Origin of the sequence: Litoribacillus peritrichatus (genome assembly GCF_039537985.1) — a bacterium.
GTDB classification, from domain to species: domain Bacteria; phylum Pseudomonadota; class Gammaproteobacteria; order Pseudomonadales; family Litoribrevibacteraceae; genus Litoribacillus; species Litoribacillus peritrichatus.
The window spans coordinates 63,208-79,765 of sequence record NZ_BAABBN010000004.1; the positions used below are offsets into that span (position 1 = coordinate 63,208).

Sequence of the window (16,558 nt, forward strand, 5' to 3'; positions counted from 1 at the left end):
AACTGTCTTTGCTACATATTGTTGCTTAGAGTCGGCAAGGGCTTTTGCTTTCGTTATAATGCGCGCTTTTTTAATGGATAGTGAGCTTTATTATGACGCCAGAACGTTTTGAGAAACTACAAAAGACACTACGTCGTCGCCAACCGGATTTACGAGTTCTCACCGATCACGTGCATAAGCCTCATAATATTGCTGCGATTGTTCGAACTTGTGATGCTATGGGCATTGCGCATTTGCACATGGTTTGGCCTCACGATCAATTTGGCCACTACGGTAAAACCGCATCTGGTAGTGATCGTTGGGTAACGGTTCATCCTCACCAAACCTCTTTGGAAGCCATACAACAACAAAAGAAAGAGGGCCGTAAAGTCATCGCGGCTCATTTCTCCGATCGGGCCATTGATTTCAGAGATTACGATTACACTCAGCCTACGACGCTGCTGTTAGGTCAGGAGCTGTTCGGCGTATCTGATGAGTCGGCTGACTTATGTGATGAACATGTGGTCATTCCGATGCAGGGGATGGTTGAGTCATTCAATGTATCCGTTGCGGCTGCCATTATTTTGAGTGAGGCTCAGCGCCAGCGTCAACAGGCAGGGATGTTTGATGAGCTACGTTTAGATCAAAAAGAATATGAAACAACACTGTTCCAGTGGGCTCACCCTCAGGTGGCCAAATTCTGTGATAAAAAGAACTTACCTTATCCTCCGCTGGATGAAGACGGTGACATTGAAAACGCCGCTCAATGGTCGCAAAGTGTGCGTGAATTACCTCAATCAGAATAGCTTTGGCTGAGTGGATGGATACAAAAAAACGGGCTGATCAGCCCGTTTTTTGTCTGGAAGGGTATTGGTTCAGAAATTCTGAACCGCCCAGTGGCTTGGAACGCCGTTTTGGTCGTAACCGATTTTAGACGTTTGGTACTGTTCTTCTGTGGTTAATTCTCTTAGGCTTTTTAACGTCTCAAACGGTAAGTCGACAATCAAAGAGTTAACCAGCCAAGAAGGCAAAGTTCCGGCCGGGTCTGCGTGTTGAGTCCATAAAATAGAAACTTGTTCATCATTGATTTGTTTCAGTTGGTATGTTCCGTGGGAGTCCGTTACACGCACATTACCTGTTTCTGGCACCATGCCTTCTACGGCGGTGACCTCAATGGTCCATTCCTTGTAGTCTTTGGAATAGCTATAAACGTCGCGAATTACTACGTCCCGGTCACTGACCAGAATGGGCATGTCGCTTACCTGATAAACGAATACGTCCAGAAACGAGTTCTGTTGAATGATTTCTGCGCTTGAGCACTGATGTACCCAGCGAGTGAACGATTTTGGGTCCTGAAAGATGGCCAGTACGGTATCGATTTTGCCATCAATGGTCATTTGGGCCTGAAATTCGCGGAAGTCAGAGTGTGAAACCGCACGCGATAAAATGGAGATCCCGTCTTCTTCTTTTTCCAGAGACCACTCGGATTCATTGGCAAGCAGGTGTTGAGAGAAAAAGATGAAAAGTGTTGCTAGAAAGAACGCTCTGTTTCTTCCGGGTAGAAAGCCCATGCTGTAATCCTTTTATTATTAGACAGGCTAATTTATAGGATTTTCAGGGCGGGTTAAAGTAGAAACCAGACAACTTGAATAAAAACGGGACACTTTGTTCCCGTTTCTTTGTCATTACATAGCGGCGAAACTTTTTGAAAGCGCGCTTTGAGATCGAGATATTTGCTTACGTTGAGCTGATTCGATCAAGCCTCTGACGGATTTAAAAGGAAACTCTTCATGCAGAGATTTTTTCAACCACGCTGGAATTTTTCCACCCGGGTTTAAACGGTGTTCCAGAATGATCGTGGAATGGGTTTGGGAGGTTTTAGTCAGTGTGATACTGGCTTCAAATTGCTCAGGAACGATTAACGTTGTGTCTTCCGGGGTCATTGTTGGCATCAGTTTTAAATTGAGAACAAACTGGCCAAGGTCGTTAAAACTGCGACTGATTTCTATGACGCCATGGCGGTCTTTTAACGGGAAAGGATAATCGCGGATATAATAAGTATATTGGTGCGCGCTTTCTTTTTGATTGATTGTTTTGGCTGTTTGACAGCGGAACAACCAATCGCTGCATGCTTCCGGGTCTTCAATCGCATCAACAATAGCTTCTAACGGTGCAGGTATTACCGCTTCAATTCTGGTCGCATAAGTGTGTTCTGAGTTGTCCGAGGTATAGAGCAGAATATTGTCTTGTTCTTTCGTCAGCTTCCACTCTGAGTCGGCGAAAACGGCGCCGGATAAACTGGCACACATAAGTGTAAAAGGAAGCAGGATTCTTGAAGGGTGGAGGGATAGCAGGGCTGTTGCTCTTTTTATTATTGACTTCAACATGGTTGTGTTCACTTCAACTAAGAATAAAGTATTAGTAATACTAGCACCTAAAAACTGTTAGAACGACATGCGATGAATTTAGTTAAGTTCGTTTTTGTAACAGGTTGAAATACTTAGAAGAAGTATAGACGCAGTTTTTTACGGAAACTAAATTTTCGCTTCCCTTGATGTTGAATAATGTGACACAGCTCATCAATCATCATCAGTGATAGCCCCCATATTTTATTTTTCTTGAAGACGTAGCTGGGCAATCTAATGCTGTATTTAAACTGACCAATAGCAATCAGGGGCCAATGAAAATGGGTTCGATTGTGTTGGGTAAAAAGAGAACAGGGCAACCAATAATATTGTTCGGCTTCGTGATTGAGGCGAATGTTGGTCTTCATTGGGTCATTCGCGGCGATAAAAAACACCCAAGGCTTTATTTTCATTAGTTTTTTTCTTGAGTGGGTGCGAGTTAAAACGTCAGAAAGCCTGCCCAAACATTGATGTTTCGATAACTGGATGCCTGTTTCTTCCGTCGTCTCTCGAATGGCTGTAGTCAAAGAGTTTTGATCTCGGGTGGATTTTTTCCCTCCGGGAAACGCCATGTGGCCCGACCAAGGGTCTTGTTCGTTGACGGAACGTTGGATCATTAATACTTCCAGTTTATGGGATGCTGTTTCCCTGAAAATGATCGCAACTGAAGCCTGGTTAGCGGGCGATATTGGGTGTTTTTTATAGGGATAGTTCTGAAGACCATCCCTCATGTTTTGGGCTGAAAATTCCTGGCTCATAATGGCTCTAATGAATATGTTGAAATAAATCTGCAGGGCAATCTGAGAAAATTCCATCTATTTGCATGGCTTTGAGTTGTCTGGCCCGGAATGGATCATTCACTGTGAAGGCCCGAACATCTAAATGCAGCCTATGGGCGGTGTGAATGAATGCACTGGTAATTTGCTGATGATCAATGTGAACAGCACTGCATCCCAGGCTTTTAGCAAAAACAGACCAACCATAAAATCGCTTTTCAATGTTTAAGGCCCGGTAACAGCTGGGCCACATAAATTGTGCCATCTTAAGAGCCACGACATCAAAACTCGATATAATTAATCGTTCCGGTTTAATAAGGTGTTGCTTTAGATAGTTAATAACAATTCTGGTGGTGCTAATTGAGTTCTTAAAACGGGGCTTGATCTCAATGTTCAGTGTCAGGTCCGGGTGTTTATTAGCAAACTTTACCAAATCGTTAAGGTGGGGAATGCCTTGTCCGGTAAAATCCGGATGAAACCAACTGCCGGCGTCGAGTTGTTTTATTGTGTGCCATTGTTTGTCTGACACTGCGCCCTGGGCAGTTGTGCATCGGTTTAGAGTGTTGTCATGAAAGATGACCGCATGTTGATCCGCCGTTAACATAACGTCTACCTCAATGCATCTCACCCCCAGTTGGTAGGCAAGTTCAATGGATGCCATTGTATTTTCTGGTGCGTAAGCGGCTGCGCCTCGGTGCCCTATGATAAAGGGGGTATAACGTTTGGTGTCGACCATGACGGTTCTGTCCTTTTCTTTGGTGTTTAAGGCAGTGTAAAATTATTAGATTGGCACGTCATTAAAATGTTACCTGAAGGGGTGCTGCCTGAATTATGAATCGCTTGTGTGAGCTTAGTGATTCAATGTTGTTAGGTAAATGAGTAGGTAAACTTATGGGATGTTCTTCTCGCTCTGATTCTCCAGTACCGGATGAACCGTTATCAATGTCGTGGCCTTGGTTGGTTGCTGCCGTGTTTTTTATCGCCAATCAGTTATTCCATTCTGTTTACGCTAAAAGTTCAGAAAAAAGGCACCATAGAGTCATGAGGTTGTTTCGCTTTTGTGCTGACCGGAAGCATACCCAGGCGTGCTCAGTGTATGGCCACCTTTTATTGTTTCGGGGGGAAACCGATTGGCATAAGCAGCACGGGTTGGGTTATTTACAGGTAGCTGCTGGCCAGGGAGAGGAAAAAGCGGCCTTACAGTACGCCTCCGCAATGATCGAACAACAGTACGGAGTGCCCTGTGATGATAAGTTAGTGATTCGGCTGTTAAAGCAGGCGGCATTGAACGCGAATGTACTCGCGGCTCAAAAGTTGTTGGACTTCCTGGCAGATCGAGGTCTGACTGATCAAATCAGTGCTCAGGAAGTCGAACGTATTTCTCTGGTGGCTGATCTGGCCGAACTTAATATCCGTTAACACATTACGAGCGCTTTTAATTCGAATTCATTCTGTTCGGGTTCATGTCGTAACGGTTGATCTAGCAGCGGTTGATCTAGTGCTGGTTGATTTAGCACTGGCTGATGTCATTTAAGCAAATTAAGTGGGTGTTTCTGAAAGTCTTTGCTCTAAATGCTGGGCGGATTTTATATAGCCGGATAAATAGAGAATGTCCGAAATCACCTGATGAATTTCCTTTCGGGACACTTCGGACACTTCCCCCAAATGTTGATGATTAGAAAGTACCAAGAGAACTTGTGTGGTCAGTTGCGTTGCTTCTTTGCCCGTAAATTCACCGGTATGCTTACCTGTGATGTATAAATCCTGAAAGATTAAATCTGCATTAAAAGCTTTAGACTGATTGCCGTCGATGCAAAGCTTGGGGAGCCCTTTCTCAACTATGATTCGAGTTGTCGCCTGCATGGTTTAAGTCCTCGGTGGAAAGATGTATAGAGACGTCGTTTGATCGTAATTACAACTCACTGCTCACTGCTTTCGTTGGTGCTTAACTTAAAGTAAAGGCCACAACGGTTTTGTTGTAGGCTGTTATGTTACCTCTGTCAATGTCTCTGGTCGGTGTTGATCTGCTTTCGGAGTCAGTTTAACCAATGAAAGTGCCTGGATCTTGAGTTAGCGCAATAGATTTAACGGAAATTTGATATTTTTGGATATTGAATAGATGACGATGTGGTCAGCTATTTGGCAAAAGTAAAGATCTTTTTTTCATTTTTCTTGGATAAATGGACGAAAGGCACTCTTTTTCGAGGAAAAGCGGGACATACTAAGAGCTGTTCTCTATAATAGCCCGCCTTATTTTTAGACGACCATTGGTAATAAAGGTAACGTGTATGAAACCTCTAGTAGGCGTCATTATGGGCTCCAAATCGGATTGGAGTACTATGGAGCATACAGTGTCTATGCTTGAACAGCTCAAAGTACCGTACGAAGTAGAAGTCGTTTCTGCTCACCGAACTCCGGACAAACTCATGACGTATGCTGAGACAGCGGAAGGTCGTGGTTTGCGAGTGATCATTGCAGGTGCTGGTGGTGCTGCACATTTACCTGGTATGGCTGCTTCTAAGACTAATTTACCGGTATTGGGTGTTCCGGTTCAGTCTCAGGCTTTAAGTGGTAAAGACTCTCTGTTATCAATCGTTCAAATGCCCGCTGGTGTTCCGGTAGGTACGCTGGCAATCGGAAAGGCTGGCGCTGCCAACTCTGCAATTTTGGCTGCACAAATGCTTCAGTTTGAAAATGAAGAAATTCGAACGGCTGTAGCTGAGTTTCGTAAGACTCAAACAGAAACTGTGTTAGCAAACCCAGATCCTCGACCTGAATAGTTCAGGTTGTTTGCCGGGTTATTTGAATCGAGTGAGTGAGGCATAGGTAATGAAGATTGGTGTTCTTGGTGGTGGCCAACTGGGTAGGATGATGGCGTTGGCCGGATATCCTATGGGGTTAGAGTTCGGTCTTTATGACCCTACTGAGGATTCATGCGGTGGTCAGGTTGCACCATTGTATACGTCACCTTTTGAAATCACTGACACATTGAAAAAATTCGTTGATGAGCACGATGTGTTCACTTATGAGTTTGAAAATGTACCGCTTGAATTGGCTGAATACATTGCTCAGCGTAAACCCTTGTTTCCAGGTAAAGACGCGCTTTTTTACAGTCAGCATCGTTTGACTGAAAAAAATCTGTTTAAGTCGCTTGATATTCCGGTCACTGCGTTCAGTAAAGTGGATGACAGAGCGTCGTTATTGGCTGCGGGAGACATCGTTGGTATTCCGTTCATTTTGAAGACTACGACACTGGGTTATGACGGAAAAGGTCAATATCGGGTGATGTCTCAGGGTGAGTTAAATGAACTGGCGGATAAGTTGTTTCCTGAAGAAGGGGATGCTTGCCAGGATACGGTTTACGGTGGCGTCAGCGAATACATTGCTGAGGCGTTTGTAAATTTCACCCGAGAACTGTCCATCGTATGTGTACGTGATCAGAAGGGGGATTGTAAATATTACTCACCGGCTGAAAATGATCACAGAGACGGAATTTTACATCTGAGCGTTGCTCCTGCAGAAGGTCTTTCTGATGAGCACTTAGAGTGTCTTCAGGGTTATGCTAAAAAATTACTGGAAAAACTCAATTATGTTGGCGTTCTTTCCATCGAGTTTTTCGATACACCGGAGGGATTGGTGGTGAATGAGTTTGCTCCGCGTGTGCATAACTCAGGCCATTGGTCGATGGAAGGCTCCATTACCGGTCAGTTCGAGAACCATATTCGCGCAATCGCTGGTCTGCCTTTAGGTGATACTGACAATCGCTCAGTCAGTGCTATGTATAATTTGGTGGGTCATGATATTGACCGTGCAGCGCTGAACCTGTCGGATGTCCATGTGCACTGGTATGGCAAAGAGATCAAGCCTAAGCGTAAGGTCGGTCATGTGAATATTTTGGCAGAGAGTTATTCGGCGCTGAAGAACAAAATCACTGAGGTTGATAAGCTGGTTAAGTGATGGTCTTATCTTTCCGTGACAAAAAAGAGAGCCGCTGCTCTCTTTTTTTGTTTTCGTTATTTTAGAGAAGGGTTAGCAAGTCCGGTTTCTGCCGCTTTTTTTTGCTTCATATAACTTTTCATCCGCTTTATGCACGATGTCATAGCAGTCCAGCGTGTTGTCCGGTGTCATGGTGGCCACGCCGGCGCTGATTGTTACTTTGTCAAAGGGGCTGTCCTCTGCGTGTTTAAAGTTCTTTTCAGTAATGGCTTTACGGGTTCTTTCGGCAAGCATTACAGCGTCGTCGTGAGAGGCGTTGCTGAGAATAACTACAAACTCTTCTCCCCCGTAGCGAGCGACCAGGTCTTCCGCCCGGGTTGCTTGACTGGAGATGGTATTTGAGATTTCTTGAAGTAAGGCGTCGCCCATCTGATGGCCAAACTGGTCGTTGTATTTTTTAAAGTGATCTACGTCGATCAAAATACAGGATAAGGGGTGTTGTCGCCGCAGGCAGCGGTTCCACTCACGTATTAGGGTGTTATCAAAACTTCTTCGGTTAGCAATTCCGGTTAACGGATCGCTTAGCGTCTGTTGTGTTAAAAACTCTTTGGTGCGAGTAAGTTCGAGATTACTCTCTTCCAAACGAGCGTTTTTTTGTTGCAGCGATAAAAGCAGTTCCTGATTGGTGTTTTCCAGGTTTAAAGCGTCATTCACCAAATTGGAGAAGTTGTTTCCGAGAATAATCAATACGGCCAAAAACATGATGCATAACAACCCCAGCGTAATATTGAACTCGTTCCCGGATAAAATGTTCATCACAATGGCAGGAATAAAAATCAAACATACGAAAATTTTTTGAGCGTATTTGGAAGGGGATAAACTCAAACTCCCGCCCATAGCAATGGCAGAGGCAATCCAGATCATTAACAAACTGTATGCTTCGTCGGTGTACAGGCAAAACAGTAAGAAGCTGGCACCCCAAACTGCCGCCGTGAAGGAGGAGCCGAAAATGAACTGTCTCATGCTGTCTTTATGGTCTTTCTGTAAATAACTCTTGGTAGCCAGAGCCTGTCTGACGTTGTGATATCTGATTAATGAGGCTGAAAACACTATAGAGAACCAAATAAGGATGGTTTCCCAAGGCACTTTCGTCCACAGTAAAACCAATAAAATACTGCTGGTTAATATGGTTGCGGGGATGGACTTGAGTGAGTTGCTGTAGAGCTGATAAATGCGTTTGTATTCTGGTGCGTTTTCATTATCTGAGAGACTATCAGCATTCATGATTTACATCCTGTAATCATCTGATGAAGTTCAACATCAAGTTGAGACTGCCCGGCTTGAATTATTATTTTAGGTCGGGTGGAACCTGTTGATAACCAAGCAATCTGTTAATTTTATTCGCCGTGATCTGTTTTTTCCTTAAACTGATCCAGTGGGCCATGCTTTCTTTCGAAGATTTTCCAAGAGACATAGTAGGGGATGAAGTATGCCGCAAGCAAGGCTACAAAAGCACGAGAAGCGATTGGCTTCAGGTCGTCTTCGGTCAGGCCTGCTAACGAGGGCAGTAAAACTGCACCTATAAGAAAAAGTCCCCATAAAATAATGCCGTATATCTTAAAGAACTTTAATAGTTTTGCTCGAAGTATGTGTGCTTCGGCGCGTTCGTTTGTCATGGTTTTGTCCTATGCCTTATCTGCAGTAGGGATATTACCAGAAAACGAGCGGGAGTTTTATCCAGGAGAGAGCGGAAAGCTGTCTTAGTAGACCGCTTTCCATGGAGGGTTGTGTTATTACCGGGTCAGGCGGTTTTAAGTGTGTACAGGCGAAGCTGGTCTGCAAACTCTTTTAAGCCATCAATGCCGGATTGCTCAGCTTCGTGGCACCACTGTTTTAAGGCCTGAAGCAGTTCTTCACCACCGGCGGATCTTCTGGCCCAAACGGCCTGAAGTTCTTGCTTCTTTTTATAAATTTCATTTAATAAGTCGTGGGAGTCGAGTAAAGAGTCTCTTTGTTTGATTGCCTTATCGGACAGTAAGGCTTCATCGCGGCAAAGAATTTTTTTGGCTTTGCGGAACGCTTGATGCAATTCGGCATGTGCTTTGGCTTTTTCTTCTTTGATCGCAGGACGAATGACGTTTTTGGTATAGGACGACATGATCTGGAATCGGTTGTGCACTGCTGCTTTGGCAGCATCAAGATCCAGAGCTTGTTTACTCTTGTCTTTGACGGGAACAGGCGCTACTTTTCTGACGTTGGCTAAACCAAAAAACTCGAACGTTTTGATCCACATCCAGCCGATGTCGAACTCCCACTTTTTGACGGAAAGTTTTGCTGAGTTTGGATACGTATGATGGTTGTTATGAAGCTCCTCGCCGCCGATTAAAATTCCCCAGGGAGAAATGTTGGTGGCTGCATCGGAGCACTCAAAGTTGCGATAGCCCCAGAAGTGGCCAAGACCGTTGATCACGCCAGCGGCAAACACGGGCATCCACATCATTTGAATGGCCCACAGGGTGATGCCAATCGGGCCAAAAGCAAGCAGGTCAATGGCAAGCATCAGGAACACGCCTTTTAGCTTGTGTGGCGTGTAAACCTTACGTTCCAGCCAGTCATCGGGCGTTCCGTTGCCGTATCGTGCCAGAGTTTCCGGCGTTGCTGCCTGTTTATACAGTTCAGCGCCCTGAAGAAGTACTGTTTTAAGGCCTTTCACGACGGGGCTGTGAGGATCGTCTTTGGTTTCACATTTGGCGTGATGTTTGCGATGAATCGCAGTCCATTCTTTGGTACTCTGTGCTGTTGTTAACCAAATCCAGAAGCGGAAAAAATGTTGAAGGGCGGGATGCAATTCCAGTGATCTGTGTGCCGAAAAACGATGCAGGTAGACGGTGACACTGATAATGGTGATGTGGGTCATGACCAACATCGCGATAAGGAATTGCCAAACATTCGTACCTAGCAACCCTTGTTGCCAAACTTGCTCCCACATTGAATACGTCTCCAAAGAATTTTGGGGTTATTAATAATTATAAGTTATTTGCATTAATCAAAGGCAGTCTAACGATAATTATGCCTTATTTGAACCCCGTTTTAGCTTACTCGTGTACGTTTATTATTTAGGTTTAATATGTCAGAAAAAACACATTTAGACATTGTTTATCAGGATGAGCACTTAGTGGTGATTGATAAACCATCCGGACTGTTGGTTCACCGGTCAAAGATGGCGCATGGGGTGAAAGAGTTTGCACTGCAATTATTGCGGGATCAGCTAGGTCAAAAAGTCTATCCTGCCCATCGTTTGGATCGGCCAACGTCTGGTTTGCTTATTTTTGCTTTAAGTGAACAGGTTTTAGCTGAAATGACTCGCCAGTTTACCGAGTTTCAAATCACTAAAACATACCAATGTGTGGTACGTGGTTTTACTGGCGAGGGCGTCATCGATCATCCGCTTAAAGACCCGGTTGATGACCGTCGTTTGTTAAGAAAAGGCGTGACTCATGAGGCAAAAGACTCGTTGAGTGAATATCAAACACTTGAGCATTACGAAATGCCCTGGGAAATTGGCAAGTTCTCTACGTCGCGATATTCGTTAGTGTCGGTTCAGCCTAAAACCGGCCGCCGGCATCAGATCAGAAAACATATGGATCATATTGCACACCCTATCATTGGGGATACTCGTTATGGGCAGGGAGTCCATAACCGTTTGTTCCGCGACAAACTGGAATGCAACCGGTTGTTGTTGGCGGCCACCGAGCTAAACATGCTTCACCCGGTTACAGGGCAGCCTCTGCAACTGACGATTCCTCCTGCAAAGGAAATGACAGCTGTGATTCAGGCGCTTCGGGCGTTTCAGGTTGAGTGCTGAAACGGTATTGATGAAAGCAATCCGGATCTAAACTGCATACGAACTGAACGTCCTGCTCATTAGATGCCAGGGTTGCTAATTTCTGAAGGGTATGAAGGCGGTCGGCCCGACAGCAATCCATGGCGGCACTTAACAGCTTGGTCAGTGATAAACCGCCGTTATTCAGGGTGCTGCTGTCGAGTATTGCGTCCCCGCAATGAAGAAGCCAGCCTTGCTGTTTCCGGATGGCCACACCAATATGATCTCTGCTGTGGCCGGGCAGGCTGATCATCAAGACCTCATCCGACTCTGGAAAGACCGGTGAAAACTCCAGCCCTTTCCATAAACCACCAGTAAAAGAATGGAGAACCCACTTGGCGCTGTGTTGCCAGTGTTGTTTGGAGTAACGCCACTTTTCCTGAACGGTTTGTGGTGTATTGGCAGCCTCAAATTCTTTACGCATCGTATGGATGGAGGCGTTGGGAAAATCGGAGAGCCCGCCTGTTTGCAGAAAGTCCATGTGGGTTAACACGATATGGCGAACGTCATCTCGGCTGTAACCCAAACGTTCGACCTGGTTAATAGCACATTCGACTTTCAACAGAGCAGGCTGAGTGACCAGCGTTCGGTGTTTGCCGAGAGATATGTCCGTTCGTTCTATGTCTTTCCGGCCCAGGCCAGAGTCTATGAGGATCAGCCCTTTCGCCGTTTCAATCAGTAAACAGTGGGTGACTAAAAAGCGGGTTTCAGATAAACCGGCGGAAGGGTATAACAGACGCGAACTGAAAGGGTTGAGCGTGCCACAGTTCAGGTGGTGGATTTGACCAGTCATATCGAGCCTTCTCTGATTGTGCCAACATCGGCAAGAGTGTTTTCTTGAATTTATACTGCGACAGTTGAATGTTCATACTAGATTTAATAAGTAAATCTTTATTTGGATTCATACTGGGAAAGGCTGATGCGGAAAAAAAATAAAGTGGCTGAGCGGATTTCAAAGGACATTGTCAAATCCTGGCATCAAACGGTGGATATGGTGGCCCAGCTGCTGCAAGTGCCTGTTTGTATGGTGTGTTTGGTGGAAGAAGACGCATGTTCACCCATGGTGGTGAATAAATCGGAAGAAAATCCTTTTTCTCATCGTAACGTTTTTTCTTTTGATCAGGAATTTTTATGTGAGTGGGTGGTAACTAATAATAAAGAACTAATGGTTGCTGATCTCAGAAGTGAGGAGCCTTGGTCTAAGTCGATCATGAAAGATCATGATCTGGTGAGCTTCATGGGCTATCCATTGCATGCACCTAGCGGTGAAGTGGTGGGGGTTTTTTGTGTCTTAGACCGAAGCCCGAGGAAGTTTGAAGAGGCCTTGGTGGAAATATTTGCTCACTTCCATCAGCTTACCGAGTTTCAACTGGACTTGGCGTTTGAGCGACATCAACTATCCCACGCTCAGACGGTGCTGGAAAAAACCGAAGAGCTGAACAACGAATTGTCATCGAGAGACAGTCTTACCGGGGCATACAACCGAAGAACGTTACATGAGTTAGCGGTTTCCGAACTGTCCAGAACTACCCGTAAAACGGGGTGCTTTGCCCTGGTGTTACTGGATGTGGATCACTTTAAATTAATAAATGATGAGTACGGGCACCTGGCGGGTGACGCCGTATTGAAGCACCTGGTTGTGAGTCTTTCGACAATGCTGCGGCAAAGTGATTTTATTGCCCGGTTTGGTGGTGAGGAGTTTTGCCTACTTATGCCTGAGATGGACCCGTCCATGGCCTTTAATATTATTGATCGTGTTCGTAGAGAAGTTGCCAAGCAGCCTGTGTCGTATAACGGCGAAACCATATACTGCACCATCAGTCTGGGTTGTGCATTGTTTGAGTCGGGAATGATTACCACCGTAGAAGAGCTTCTGAATATGGCGGACAACGCATTGAATGAGGCGAAGCGGACAGGCAGAAACCGAGTGTGTATGGCTTCTGAAAATCAGTTTTCCGAAGCGCACAGTGCTTGATAGGTTTTCTGTTCCCGTTTTTTTAATGGTCTTTATGAAAGAAAAAAGCGCAGTGGTTGAGTACTGCGCTTTTATGAGCTGAATTGACTGAGCTTCGTGAATGAAGTTAAACGAGTAATCGTTTACTTCATTCAGGTCACTAAGTCGGCTTCTTTTGTTTGCTCTTTGTTTTCATCGTCCGGTTTGGAGTGCAGACACTCAATCCAGTCTTTTTCGTCCACTAGGTTAAGCTTACCGTCTTTGGTCGTCCGAATTGGCACTATGTAATGGCAAGAGGTCTGCGGCTTAACGCTGGCAAAGATCGGAATGAAACCAAAGTTCACTGCCATTTCAATGATTGATTTTTGGTTTTCCGGATCGATGTCAGCCGCTTCGTCGATGTAAATCGGAATTTTATACAACCCTTGTTCTTTCTCAGCCAGCAGTTGTCGAATGAAGAGCATACCGCACAACAGCTTGATGGTGATTCGGGTGCCGTTGGAGCCGGCGGAATCAATTCGGTCAAAAAATTCTGTTTCGTCGTTGCGGTTAACAACTTTGAATCGTACATCAAACAGGTCAGAAAGGGTTAGGCCGCCTTTTTCTGAGCCGGCTTTGATCAGGTAGTCTTTGGCTTCTTCAAGTTGCAGATCCGATACTTCAGAATTCTCGGACAGTCCCAGGTCGAATACAGACAGGGTGTCACCGGCTTCATAAGACTCGGACGTAGACAAAATAGTGTCGATGGCTTCCACAATATGACGACGTTCGATGATGTCAATTCGGAAGTCTTTCAGGTTGGAAATGTGCTTTTTGCCCACGCGTCGATTGAAACCGTTCATTTCATTTTTCAGGCGATCGAGGTCTTGCCGCAGTCCTTTAATGGTCGAGGCCACTTCGGTCAGTGCGACGCGAGACTGCCTTTCTACCGCTTCCCGCTCGTTGTCGAGGTTATGGAAAGCCGAGATCAATTTGTCGAGGCGGGTGTCTTCATCTTCTTCAACATCAAACTTGGTCACGCCTGAATTGAAGACCATTTTGTAGCTGTTTTCGATGTTGATGTTGGTCAGGTTCAGCTCGCGGCAGTCTTCGTTAAACTGATCCAAAGTATCGCTCAGGCTGTCCATGTCGATCTGTATGTCTTCCGGGTAGGGAATGACATAGCCGTGCCGAAGGTCGAACTGATCATCAATGCGTCGGCGAGAAGAGCTTCGCATTCTTTCCTGCTGGCGAAACAGTTGTTCGCTTTTTAATCGGATTTGGCTGCGTTGATCTGCGATCTGGCTGGATTGAACGGTAATGTCTTGCTGCTTCAGTTCAATGATGGCTTTTTCTTCTTCCAGTTGCTCTCTCAGTGAAAGCTGGTCGTCATACTGAGATACGGCGGCCTGGTAAAGTTTGAATTGTTCCAGATCTTTTTCATTTTGCTTCAGTTCTTCGTACAGTACTTCGCGTTCGGCGAGCTTGCTTTCCAAATCCTTAGCAATTTCTTCCTGCACTTCAAGTTCTTCAAGTGAGTGGCGTAATGCTTCAATTTGCTGAACGAGCGCCACTTTGTCTTCAGTGGAAGACATGTCAGGGACGGATAAATCGCTGATGTCGATGGTTGCACCAGGCAATACAATCTGATTGCCTTTGATGGATTCTGCAATTTGCTCAATGAATTGGCTGAACGCGTGCTCATCTTCCACTTGAACTTCGCCTTGAGCGGTGGTCGCAAGGCTTAGAACGTCTTGGTTGAAAAGACGGCTGATGGTGTCAACTTCATTCACGGACAGGTCTTCACGTATTCGGGAATAAAGGTTGTACTCGATGTTCTTGAGTTGACGTTCCTGCGTTTTTAATTGTCTTGCAATTTCTCGGCGGCGACTGACGATGGTGGCCAGGTTTTGACCTTTAATGCCTTGAATGCCGTGTGAAAGCTGGTCGTATTCAGCTCGGCTCTCCCGCAGGCGGCTTTCCAGCGTGGATAAACTGGTCAGCGTGAACTGTTGATCCAGGCGGGCATAATCAGCAAACCACCGTTCCAGATCCACCTGGTCAATGGCAATTTTACTCAGTTGCGAGGTAAATAACTGGTTCTGATCGGTGAGGCTGGCTTGTGTCCTGTCCAAACCGATTAACTGTTGATCAAACTCTGCTTTCGAGGTTTGAATGTGTTCGTCCCACTCGGTAAGCGCAATGTCCAGTTTAGGTTGAAGTAAGCTCAGCTTGCCCTTCAATTCAGCTCGCTTCAAACGAAGGGCTTCCAGTGACTCTACCGCATCCTGTTGAGACTCAAGCAATTCGAGCTGTTTACGGGCCCGGTTAACCTGTTCAAAAGAGGATTGCCATACTTCGTAGAAGTCGATTGAGCCGGCACTGATGGAGCGATCGAATACTCTCAGAATGAAGCGCTTAACGTCATTGGCGGACAGGTTGTGCAAGTTCAGGATTTTTCTGAAAATCTCTTTATAGATAGGGGCATCGCTGCTGTTGTTCAGGGGCACCATTCTGAGGTTGATGCGGCCGTCGTAGCGGGTTGCGCCGCCCGTTAATAACGAGTTGAGCTCTCCGGGTTTCAGCTCAATGGGGTTTAATCCCTGGTTGTTCAAATCAATGAACACTTTGCTGTATTTTTTCAGTTTGCGGTCGTCGAAATAGTCTTCTAAGTTCAGTGCCCCCTGATAAGTAAAGAACTGGTGCTCGTAGCCAGATGCAGGGCCTAATCCGGCCACACCGATAACCACTTTTCCTTCTGGTAGGTTGGCTTCCAGTAACACGAATGAACGGTCGGAACCAAAGTAGAACTTACGCGTTTCATCAATGGAGTGCCCATCCCACTCGGTTAATCGTAAGTCGTTGATCAGAGGAAATTGCAATGCATTAATGACTGACGATTTACCCGTGTTATTGGGTGCACAGATAGAAGCGGGCTGATCCAAAGGGATAACGCATTTGGTGTAACCTGCCGTATTTAATAACGCCAGTTTGGTGAGACCATAGTGTTGAGTCATTATTCGGCGTCCTCAAAAGTGGCTTGTTCGTCTTGTTTATAGGCGTCGGACAGTTCCATGACGGCATCGATGTATCGATAACAAGAGGGCAGTAAACGATGTTCTTTGCCTTGTTCTTTGGCGAAGCCCAGTCGGGCCATACGTTTTAATATTTCATTCTGAATGTCGGCGGCGCTGTTAATGTCGATTTGTTCGAACACGTTGATGTTTTTGTCGTAGAGCTGACGGCAGACGTCTTTATTCAGTGGTTGATCGAATAGGGCGCCAATCGGGTCGTAGCCTTTGTCTGCCCAATGTTCGATCAGGGTGTAAACAAGGAGGGCGATGCGTCGGGAGGTTTTGGTCATAGTGACCGTGGTATCCGGGCTGGAAAAATAAAAGTAACCGCGTGCGTCCTTAATTAAGGTATACCCAAGGCCTTTGAAGAGTTGTTCGTACTCAACATTGAACTGATCCAGCTCTTGCCATAGGGTCAGGTTGGCTTCGGTGATATGAAAGCCGGACATCAGTTTTTGGTAGATCGGGGTCATTGATCGCATCTTCGAAAGATCAATGTTGATCGCTGGTCGGGTAAATGTGTCAGTCGACTCTCGTTCGACGGAGGGTGTTTCTAATAAATCTTGATTCAT

17 protein-coding genes are annotated in these 16,558 nt (G+C 45.6%); 6 read left to right on the top strand and 11 right to left on the bottom strand.

Features of this window, described 5'->3' with window-relative positions:
• The first annotated feature begins 92 nt into the window (after positions 1–92).
• Positions 93–785, top strand: a complete 693-nt coding sequence (gene trmH, locus ABD744_RS01500) for a tRNA (guanosine(18)-2'-O)-methyltransferase TrmH (RefSeq protein WP_344794726.1) — start codon at positions 93–95, stop codon at positions 783–785.
• Positions 786–854: 69 nt separating this feature from the next.
• Here trmH and ABD744_RS01505 read toward each other — a convergent pair whose 3' ends face one another.
• The 4 genes from ABD744_RS01505 to ABD744_RS01520 all read right to left on the bottom strand — a co-directional run bounded on the left by ABD744_RS01505 (position 855) and on the right by ABD744_RS01520 (position 3,896).
• Complete coding sequence (locus ABD744_RS01505; RefSeq protein WP_344794728.1) at positions 855–1,550, bottom strand: START domain-containing protein; 696 nt, start codon at positions 1,548–1,550, stop codon at positions 855–857.
• A 114-nt stretch (positions 1,551–1,664) separates the two neighbouring features.
• Entirely contained in the window at positions 1,665–2,366 is a 702-nt protein-coding gene (locus ABD744_RS01510; RefSeq protein ID WP_344794730.1) for an START domain-containing protein, read from the bottom strand.
• A 113-nt stretch (positions 2,367–2,479) separates the two neighbouring features.
• Positions 2,480–3,142 carry an NUDIX hydrolase gene (locus ABD744_RS01515; protein WP_344794732.1) on the bottom strand — a complete coding sequence of 221 codons (663 nt, stop codon included), beginning with the start codon at positions 3,140–3,142 and terminating at the stop codon, positions 2,480–2,482.
• A gap of 7 nt (positions 3,143–3,149) precedes the next feature.
• Positions 3,150–3,896: a glycerophosphodiester phosphodiesterase family protein gene (locus ABD744_RS01520; protein WP_344794734.1), complete on the bottom strand. Its 747-nt coding sequence runs from the start codon at positions 3,894–3,896 to the stop codon at positions 3,150–3,152.
• Positions 3,897–4,051: 155 nt separating this feature from the next.
• On the opposite strand from ABD744_RS01520, the gene ABD744_RS01525 reads away from it, so the two are divergent.
• Positions 4,052–4,579, top strand: coding sequence for a sel1 repeat family protein (locus tag ABD744_RS01525; RefSeq protein ID WP_344794736.1), 528 nt, complete (start codon positions 4,052–4,054; stop codon positions 4,577–4,579).
• 120 nt (positions 4,580–4,699) lie between these two features.
• Here ABD744_RS01525 and ABD744_RS01530 read toward each other — a convergent pair whose 3' ends face one another.
• Positions 4,700–5,023, bottom strand: a complete 324-nt coding sequence (locus ABD744_RS01530; RefSeq protein WP_344794738.1) for a hypothetical protein — start codon at positions 5,021–5,023, stop codon at positions 4,700–4,702.
• Between the two features lie 425 nt (positions 5,024–5,448).
• Between ABD744_RS01530 and purE the strand changes: the two genes are divergently transcribed.
• Both purE and ABD744_RS01540 read left to right on the top strand, forming a co-directional pair.
• The gene (gene purE / locus ABD744_RS01535; RefSeq protein ID WP_344794740.1) at positions 5,449–5,940 is read left to right on the top strand and encodes a 5-(carboxyamino)imidazole ribonucleotide mutase; all 492 of its coding nucleotides are present in this window, start codon (positions 5,449–5,451) and stop codon (positions 5,938–5,940) included.
• Between the two features lie 49 nt (positions 5,941–5,989).
• Positions 5,990–7,117, top strand: a complete 1,128-nt coding sequence (locus tag ABD744_RS01540; RefSeq protein WP_344794742.1) for a 5-(carboxyamino)imidazole ribonucleotide synthase — start codon at positions 5,990–5,992, stop codon at positions 7,115–7,117.
• A gap of 72 nt (positions 7,118–7,189) precedes the next feature.
• Here the strand turns inward: ABD744_RS01540 and ABD744_RS01545 are convergent, their stop codons facing one another.
• The 3 genes from ABD744_RS01545 to ABD744_RS01555 all read right to left on the bottom strand — a co-directional run bounded on the left by ABD744_RS01545 (position 7,190) and on the right by ABD744_RS01555 (position 10,085).
• A complete protein-coding gene (locus ABD744_RS01545; protein WP_344794744.1) occupies positions 7,190–8,380 on the bottom strand; it encodes a GGDEF domain-containing protein in 1,191 nt (396 codons plus the stop codon).
• Positions 8,381–8,493: 113 nt separating this feature from the next.
• Positions 8,494–8,772 (bottom strand): hypothetical protein, encoded by a 279-nt coding sequence (locus ABD744_RS01550; RefSeq protein WP_344794746.1) that lies wholly within the window; start codon positions 8,770–8,772, stop codon positions 8,494–8,496.
• A gap of 125 nt (positions 8,773–8,897) precedes the next feature.
• Positions 8,898–10,085 (bottom strand): DesA family fatty acid desaturase, encoded by a 1,188-nt coding sequence (locus ABD744_RS01555; RefSeq protein ID WP_344794748.1) that lies wholly within the window; start codon positions 10,083–10,085, stop codon positions 8,898–8,900.
• A gap of 138 nt (positions 10,086–10,223) precedes the next feature.
• On the opposite strand from ABD744_RS01555, the gene ABD744_RS01560 reads away from it, so the two are divergent.
• On the top strand, positions 10,224–10,961 hold the full coding sequence (locus ABD744_RS01560; RefSeq protein ID WP_344794750.1) for a pseudouridine synthase: 738 nt from the start codon (positions 10,224–10,226) through the stop codon (positions 10,959–10,961).
• Here the strand turns inward: ABD744_RS01560 and ABD744_RS01565 are convergent.
• Positions 10,870–11,772 (bottom strand): MBL fold metallo-hydrolase, encoded by a 903-nt coding sequence (locus ABD744_RS01565; RefSeq protein WP_344794752.1) that lies wholly within the window; start codon positions 11,770–11,772, stop codon positions 10,870–10,872. The two genes, ABD744_RS01560 and ABD744_RS01565, sit on opposite strands and share 92 nt — an antisense overlap.
• Before the next feature lie 126 nt (positions 11,773–11,898).
• Between ABD744_RS01565 and ABD744_RS01570 the strand changes: the two genes are divergently transcribed.
• On the top strand, positions 11,899–12,954 hold the full coding sequence (locus ABD744_RS01570; RefSeq protein ID WP_344794754.1) for a sensor domain-containing diguanylate cyclase: 1,056 nt from the start codon (positions 11,899–11,901) through the stop codon (positions 12,952–12,954).
• Positions 12,955–13,085: 131 nt separating this feature from the next.
• On the opposite strand, the gene ABD744_RS01575 is transcribed toward ABD744_RS01570, so the two are convergent.
• Both ABD744_RS01575 and ABD744_RS01580 read right to left on the bottom strand, forming a co-directional pair.
• The gene (locus ABD744_RS01575) at positions 13,086–15,929 is read right to left on the bottom strand and encodes a hypothetical protein (protein ID WP_344794756.1); all 2,844 of its coding nucleotides are present in this window, start codon (positions 15,927–15,929) and stop codon (positions 13,086–13,088) included.
• Positions 15,929–16,558 carry a condensin complex protein MksE gene (locus tag ABD744_RS01580; RefSeq protein ID WP_344794759.1) on the bottom strand — a complete coding sequence of 210 codons (630 nt, stop codon included), beginning with the start codon at positions 16,556–16,558 and terminating at the stop codon, positions 15,929–15,931. The genes ABD744_RS01575 and ABD744_RS01580 overlap by 1 nt, the downstream gene beginning before the upstream one ends.